The 7088-nt window shown below is 62.1% G+C and carries 7 protein-coding genes; 6 read left to right on the forward strand and 1 reads right to left on the reverse strand.

Going from position 1 to position 7088, the window contains the following annotated elements:
• The 6 genes from DBR24_RS24510 to DBR24_RS24535 all read left to right on the forward strand — a co-directional run.
• On the forward strand, positions 1–875 hold an 875-nt coding region (locus tag DBR24_RS24510; protein WP_128616029.1), incomplete at its 5' end, for a GNAT family N-acetyltransferase.
• Positions 876–879: 4 nt separating this feature from the next.
• Complete coding sequence (locus tag DBR24_RS24515) at positions 880–2280, forward strand: PIG-L deacetylase family protein (RefSeq protein ID WP_128616030.1); 1401 nt, start codon at positions 880–882, stop codon at positions 2278–2280.
• Between the two features lie 64 nt (positions 2281–2344).
• Complete coding sequence (hldE, locus tag DBR24_RS24520) at positions 2345–3766, forward strand: bifunctional D-glycero-beta-D-manno-heptose-7-phosphate kinase/D-glycero-beta-D-manno-heptose 1-phosphate adenylyltransferase HldE (RefSeq protein WP_123471167.1); 1422 nt, start codon at positions 2345–2347, stop codon at positions 3764–3766.
• Positions 3767–3897: 131 nt separating this feature from the next.
• Positions 3898–4872 carry a glycosyltransferase gene (locus DBR24_RS24525; protein WP_128616031.1) on the forward strand — a complete coding sequence of 325 codons (975 nt, stop codon included), beginning with the start codon at positions 3898–3900 and terminating at the stop codon, positions 4870–4872.
• A complete protein-coding gene (locus DBR24_RS24530) occupies positions 4873–5559 on the forward strand; it encodes a hypothetical protein (RefSeq protein WP_128616032.1) in 687 nt (228 codons plus the stop codon). It abuts the gene before it with no gap.
• A gap of 51 nt (positions 5560–5610) precedes the next feature.
• The gene (locus DBR24_RS24535; protein WP_123470837.1) at positions 5611–6411 is read left to right on the forward strand and encodes a hypothetical protein; all 801 of its coding nucleotides are present in this window, start codon (positions 5611–5613) and stop codon (positions 6409–6411) included.
• A 3-nt stretch (positions 6412–6414) separates the two neighbouring features.
• On the opposite strand, the gene DBR24_RS24540 is transcribed toward DBR24_RS24535, so the two are convergent.
• A partial coding sequence (locus DBR24_RS24540; RefSeq protein ID WP_128616033.1) for a metal ABC transporter ATPase occupies positions 6415–7088 on the reverse strand: 674 nt, incomplete at its 5' end.

The raw sequence follows: 7088 nt of genomic DNA on the forward strand, positions 1-7088 counted from the left end.
TTCGTGAACGTGGCTGGACGCAAATCGATCGGGATGCCTACGCCCGCGCCTGGCAGCGTTTCGGCGGCAGCGTTGCGACGCATCCCGAGGTCGTCGAGCGGTTATCGACGTTCGTTGGCATCGAGTTGCGTTACCTGGGCTGGATTGTCGACGGTGACGTGGTCGCTGCCATTCCCTGCTGGGGCCGCCATGTCGCGCTGTCCAAGGAAGTGCTCAAGCGCGAGGGCAAGCGTGGTTTGCTGGATATGGGCAATGCGGAAATCATCCTGCCCATCGCGCCGGATGTCGTCGTGCCGGTGCGCCAGCGCATGGCCTATGTTTCCCAGCTGAATGCCGGGCAGATCAGCACCCTGAAGGTCCAGCCCGAAGGGTTGGCCCTGGCCCGGTTGCCGGAAGAGTATTCGAAGAAATTCCGTTACAACCAGCGTCGCGAACAGCGCCTGCTGGAAGAGGCGGGCGGGTCGCTGGTTCCGATGTCCGACTTCACGCCGCAGGAACAGGCTGCGGCGTATGGCGATCTGTTTCAGCGCCGTTGGGGCTTCGAAGTGCCGGGCAAGGCCGGGCTGGCGGAAGTCTTTACCCTGCTGCGTGAATTCATGACCGGTTCTGTGGCGATGCTCGATTCGGCGCCGGTAGCCATTCAGGTGCTCTACCGCGTCGAAGCGCCGCAATGGGTGTCGCTGGAATACATCAACGGCGGCGTCGACCCGCAGAGCCGCGAGTTCAGCCCCGGCAGCGTACTGAGTTTCGTCAATACCCAGCAGGCCTGGGCGGATGCGCAGGCACTGGGCAAACCGTTGCGTTATTCATTCGGTCGTGCCGACCGTGAGTACAAGGATCGCTGGTGCCATACGGTGCCGGTCTACAAGGTCTGAATTCATGAGCGCTCGCAAGCAACAGCTTCTCAAGGCCCATCGACGCAGCAAGCGTCTGTTTCTCGTGGTCTTTCTGCTGGCGTTGCTGCTGATCGGCTTCCTGGCCGGCTGGTGGCTGGTACCGGTGCTGCTCGTGCTGGCCTGGGTGGCCCACGAGGCCTGGTTCGCCGATCACTTGTTCTACCGGCCCTCTGACGACTATCACTATGACTTTCCTGCGCACACGGCCCGTCAGTCGGTCAGCGTGGAGGGCGGCACGGTACGCCTGAGCGAGCCGTTGGCAGCGGGTGAGACGCTTGTTCTCGAGCTGCACGTAAAGGCCCATTGGCTGGGCCGCTGGCTCGATCCCTGGGTTGAGATCGGCGATGACTGTCAGGCGTTCGAACGAGGCGTCAACGGGCGGCGATTCCTTAATCTGTCCGGGCAGGCCACTGCGCTGACCCAGAGCACGCTGGCACTGCGCGGACGCTATTGCGCGGTGGCTGCCACAGGCACCCTGTGGGTCATGACCAATCCGGACTATGCCCGCCAGCGGGTGATGGTCGTGGCCCCTCATGCAGATGATGCCGAGCTGGCCGCATTCGGCCTCTACAGCCGCTGCGAAGACGTCAGCATCGTCACCCTGACTCAGGGCGAGATCGAGGCTGAGAACTTCCAGCGTCTGGGGCTGGATCAGGCCCAGGCTGCGCGGTTGAAGGGGCGCTTGCGCAGTTGGGACAGCCTGACGATCCCGCTGTGGGGCGGCGTGCCTGCCGGGCGTTGCGTGCAGTTGGGCTATTACTGCCTGCAATTGCCGCAGATGGCCAAGGAGCCGACGAAGGCGTTCGGTTCCCGGGAGTCGCAGGACAGCGACGTGCGCAGCGTCCGTCGACACAATCCACTGTGCCTGCCTGCCGACGTCGATGGTCAGCCGACCTGGCGCAACCTGGTCGCTGACCTGGTGGCGCTGCTCGAGCATTACCGCCCTGAAGTGCTTGTGACGCCGCATCCCGAGCTGGATCCGCACAGCGATCACGTGGCGTCGACCCAGGCGCTGCTTGAGGCGGTTGGCCTGAGCCAGTGGAAACCGACGACCCTGCTGATGTACGCCAACCACCTGCACGACAACGACCGCTGGCCAATGGGCCCGGCCGGCGCGGGGATTGCCTTGCCGCCGGCGATCGAGCCGTTGCCGGCCGATCGCTTGTGGAGTCCGCTGGTGCCTGCGGATGTGCAACTGGACAAGGCCATGGCGCTGGCCATGGAGCACGACCTGCAGGGCGGGCAAGTGTTCAAGCGGCAGTTGCGACGCTGGATCCAGCAGGGACTGGCGGGGCGGCGCTGGCCTGTCACGGGCAGTAACGAATTTTTCCGCAAGGCCGTCCGGCGCCACGAATTGTTCTGGGTGCGCGACCTTTCAGATTGAGGCGGACGGCGCTTTCCCCTGTGTTAATATCGCGCCCCTGTTCATTTTGTATGTGGGTTGCTCCATGAAGTTGTCCATGCCGCGTTTCGATCAAGCCCCGGTCTTGGTAGTCGGCGATGTCATGCTCGACCGTTACTGGCATGGCGGAACCTCACGGATTTCCCCTGAGGCGCCGGTGCCGGTGGTCAAGGTCGAGCAGATCGAAGATCGTCCGGGCGGTGCCGCGAACGTTGCCTTGAACATTGCCGCGCTGGGTGCGCCGGCGTCCCTGGTCGGTGTGACCGGTGACGACGAAGCCGCCGACAGCCTGAGCAACAGTCTCAAGGGAGCGGGCGTACGCGCCCTGTTTCAGCGCATTGCGCATCAGCCAACCATCGTCAAGCTGCGGGTCATGAGCCGGCACCAGCAATTGCTGCGTATCGACTTCGAAGAACCGTTCGCCACCGACGCCCTGGCGCTCGGCACACAGGTCGACGACCTGCTCGAAGGCATCAAGGTGTTGGTCCTTTCCGACTACGGCAAAGGTGCGCTGAAAAACCATCAGGCCCTGATCCAGGCGGCCCGAGCGAAAAACATACCGGTGCTGGCCGACCCGAAGGGCAAGGACTTCACCATCTACCGCGGAGCCAGCCTGCTCACGCCAAACCTCAGCGAGTTCGAGACCATCGTCGGCGGTTGTGCCGATGAGCACGAACTGGTGAGCAAGGGCGCGGCGCTGATGCACGACCTCGAGCTCGGTGCGCTGCTGGTGACCCGTGGCGAACACGGCATGACCCTGCTGCGTCCGGATCACCCGGCCTTGCACCTGCCGGCCCGTGCCCGCGAAGTATTCGATGTCACCGGTGCCGGTGACACGGTCATTTCTACCCTGGCCGCCGCAATCGCTGCCGGTGAAGAGTTGCCCCACGCCGTCGCGCTGGCCAATCTGGCCGCCGGCATTGTGGTGGGCAAACTCGGTACGGCTGCCATCAGTGCGCCGGAACTGCGTCGCGCCATTCAGCGTGAAGAAGGCTCCGAGCGCGGTGTTCTGGGCCTCGAGCAATTGGTGCTGGCCGTGGCCGACGCCCGGGCGCATAACGAACGGATTGTCTTCACCAACGGCTGTTTCGACATCCTGCATGCCGGGCATGTGACCTATCTGGAGCAGGCGCGAGCCCAGGGCGATCGGCTGATTGTCGCGGTCAACGACGACGCCTCGGTCAGCCGCCTGAAAGGGCCGGGCCGCCCGATCAACAGTGTCGACCGGCGCATGGCCGTGCTGGCAGGCCTCGGGGCAGTGGACTGGGTGATCAGTTTTCCTGAAGGCACTCCGGAAAACCTGCTGCGTGAAGTCAAGCCGGATGTGCTGGTCAAGGGTGGCGACTACGGGATTGATCAGGTAGTCGGTGCTGATATCGTGACCGCGTATGGTGGCACGGTGAAAGTGCTTGGACTGGTGGAAAACAGCTCGACAACTGCGATTGTCGAGAAGATTCGCAGTCGTTGATCCCGATGAATTTTTACCGATGTGTACGGCGTGTGAACGGATTTTGCCTTGGGGATCTCATCGTTTCCGTTGATGCAGGCTGCCATGAATCCGATGCGCTTGCCTGCCTGCGCCGCGTGGTCAATTAATTTATGAAAGTCATGCTCCTGGTGATGGACGAACAGCGGGTCATTCTCGACCGGCTCTACGACATCGTGCAGCAGAACTGTGATGAGTGTTTGATCTATCGTTTGAGCAAGCAGCAGCAGTTGAATCTGGGCTCATTTCTGGCTTCGGTGGATTACCAGACCTTCGACCGCGTGGTGATTTTCTCCCGGGTCAAGCGTCTGGCCACGCAACTGCAGGTGCTCAAATGCATCCCCGGGCTGATCTTCCTCGAGCACGACGCCTATCAGAACTACATGCCGGCGAGTAAGTATCGCGGCGTGTATTCGCGTCTTTATCGCCGTTTGCCAAGTTGCCGGGCGCTGGTGTCCGGTGCCGTCGTTGCCCGCAAGATGCTGGCCGAAGGCATCGACACGGTGTTCGTTTCCAAAGGTTATGACGAGCAGATGCTGCGCAACACCGGTGCGGTGCGTGACATTCCGCTCGGTTTTCTCGGCAGCCTGAAAAGCACCGAGTACGCCCAGCGCAAGGCATTGCTGGAGTCGCTCTCCAAGCGCACCGGCATGCTGGTCACCCGCACCCAGTCGGGCGCGGAATACCTGGAGACGCTCAACCGCATCAAGATCTTCGTCAGCGCCGATATCGGCATGAACGAGTTCATGATCAAGAACTTCGAAGCCATGGCCTGTGGGTGCGTGTTGCTGGCGTGGAGTCAGGGCGAAGAGGATCAGTTGCTGGGCTTCGAGGACATGCACAACACGGTGTTCTATCGCAGCGAAGACGAGGCGGTGGAGAAGATCAAACTGCTGCAGGACAACCCCGAGCTGGCCGAAGGTATTGCCCGCAATGGCCAGGCGTTTGCCGAAAGTCGCTATTCCTTCACCCGTGTCGGTCAGGCCCTCGCCACCGAAATCCAGCGCGAAATGCGCCCATGGCAGCCGCCTTCGGCGTTCACCCGGTTCTGGGTGAAGTTGCGCTACGGCATGAAGGTGCCGGTCTGAATGATGGACGAGCACATGGCGCTGGATGCGCTGCCGGGTGGTGACCAATCGGTTCTGCAAGCCTTGCCCGAAGCGCTGCGCACGTGTCTGAGCCGTGCGGCGCGGGTGGTACTGATCGCCAACAATCCGGCCATCACCGCGGCGGATTTTCAGGCGCTGGACATCGGTGCCGATGACATCGTCGTCAGCTTCAATACCTGCATCAAGGCACCGCTGCTCAACGCGCAAAGCGTGAATGTCTTCGTGCATGGCTACAACGCGCCGGACGCCTACTTTTTTGGTCTGCCTTACGGCCCCGACGTGCAGCGGCTGATCGAGCGGGCGGGCGAACGCTGTTTCACCATGCTCGTCGGCTGCGCTGCACCGATGTGCCCGTTGCCACGGGTGGCCATGTATTGGGACCGCATCCCGTTGCCGCCGCTGTGGAATTACCCGGTCGACCGGCCAGGGGGCAAGCGCTACGTCGGGCCCTCCACCGGCTTCAATACGCTGGTGCTGTTCGACTGGTTGCGCGGTCACGCCGGTTACACCTACCAGCTCCTGACCCTGGGGTTTTCCAACGAGGCGGGAAAATTGTGGGGCGGTCACGCCTGGGATTACGAGCGCGACTGGCTGCAGAAATCGGACATCATCGTGGTGCCACTGCAACCCCGCCGCTGGTGGCAAAAGCTGTTTCGCCAGCGATAAGCGGTGCCGCATTGCCGGCAGGCCCGAACTACTTTCAAAAGGTGCTGTTGAGTGTTGAAAATTGCCGTGGCGTTTTTCGGGATTCCGAGAAATTCGTCGATCTGTTTCCCCTCCATCGAACAGAACGTGCTGGCGCAGTTGCCTGCGGGCAGCGACGTAAAGTGCTTTTATCACCTGTATAAAATCGATGAAGTGCAGAACACCCGTTCTGGCGAAAAAGGCGAACTGGCGGCGGACAACTACCAACCCTTCGAGTCGATGTCCGGCGGGCTGACCTCGACCGAGGGCGTACTGGAGCGCTGGGATTTCGAACAGGTCAAGGCTCAGGGCGATACCTGGGGCGATGACTATGCGTCGCTGCGCAACCTGATCTATCAGCTCAACTCGCTGCACACCGTCACCGGCATGATCGAACCGTTCAACCCGGATTTCGTCGTGTTCGTGCGACCGGACAATTTCTTCCACAACGCGTTGCCCGGTTATGTGTTCAACCATGCGCAGGCGCGACGCCACAACGCGTACATTCCGGACTGGCAGTGGTGGGGCGGGCTGAACGATCGCTTTGCCATTTGCGGGCGCGATACCTATGTCGCCTATGGCAAGCGCATCGAGCGCATTTTCGATTTCTGCAAGGCGACGGGGCGCAAGCTGCATTCCGAGCGTCTGCTCAAGTACGCGCTGCTAGAGGCGGGTGCCAAGGTCTGCACGTTGCCGACCCAGGCCTCGCGTGTACGGATTACCGGGGCGTTTGCCGAAGAATCGTTCTCGCCCAAGCGCGGCATGGGCAAGCGCGAAAACCGCTATTTCCACTTCTTCGCCACGCTGCGCACCTGGATGGATCGCCGGCGCTAGCGGCTATTTGCTCGCGCGCTTTTTGCCCAGGCCGACCAGCCGCAGCGCCTTGATGCTCAACTGCTTGAGGCCCTGACGCGGGGCTTTCGCCGGTTGCAGGCCCTGTTGCACCAGCCAGTCCTTCCAGCGAATTCGCTCTTCGCGCACGACCCAGCCGGTCTGCGTGGCGAAGCTTTCGGCCAGATACAGGCCACGCGTGCCGGCCGGCACAAGTTTGTCGCGTTTGAGGGTGTAGAGCTCGGCCAGCGGCGCGCCATCCTTGAGCGGCATCAGGTACAGATCCGGGCGTTTGCGGTCCAGCCGCGCGACCAGTTGATCGCCCTCCAGACGTTCATCGACATGAAACAGGCTCAGGGATTTGGCTTCCTTGGGCACGTCCAGGCGCAGGTCGTAGATCAATTGCAGCGATGCCGTCGGCAGATGTACATAAGCCCGCGGCCGTTCGACCAATTGCAGATTGGCGCAACGTATCGGCCGCGCCGATCCGGACAACGGGGTCAGGCGAAACGGCAACGCCTCGCGATAGTGCAGGGCCGAGGCGTAGGGCGCCGGCAGCCAGGTGTCGTTGAAGCGCCCGCCGAGCCAGCCTTCCGGCGTCTCCAGCAGGCACTCTTCAGCGATTTCCTGAATGGCTGTGTGCAGCGGAATGTTCAGTTCGTGAGCCGGCACATAACCGG

The organism is Pseudomonas sp. HMWF006 (genome assembly GCF_003061205.1).
Taxonomy (GTDB): domain Bacteria; phylum Pseudomonadota; class Gammaproteobacteria; order Pseudomonadales; family Pseudomonadaceae; genus Aquipseudomonas; species Aquipseudomonas monsensis.

Coding starts and splice junctions, on each gene's coding strand:
- DBR24_RS24515 (WP_128616030.1), top strand. CDS start 880: ATGAGCGCTCGCAAGCAACAGCTTCTCAAGGCCCATCGACGCAGCAAG.
- DBR24_RS24525 (WP_128616031.1), top strand. CDS start 3,898: ATGAAAGTCATGCTCCTGGTGATGGACGAACAGCGGGTCATTCTCGAC.
- DBR24_RS24530 (WP_128616032.1), top strand. CDS start 4,873: ATGATGGACGAGCACATGGCGCTGGATGCGCTGCCGGGTGGTGACCAA.
- hldE (WP_123471167.1), top strand. CDS start 2,345: ATGAAGTTGTCCATGCCGCGTTTCGATCAAGCCCCGGTCTTGGTAGTC.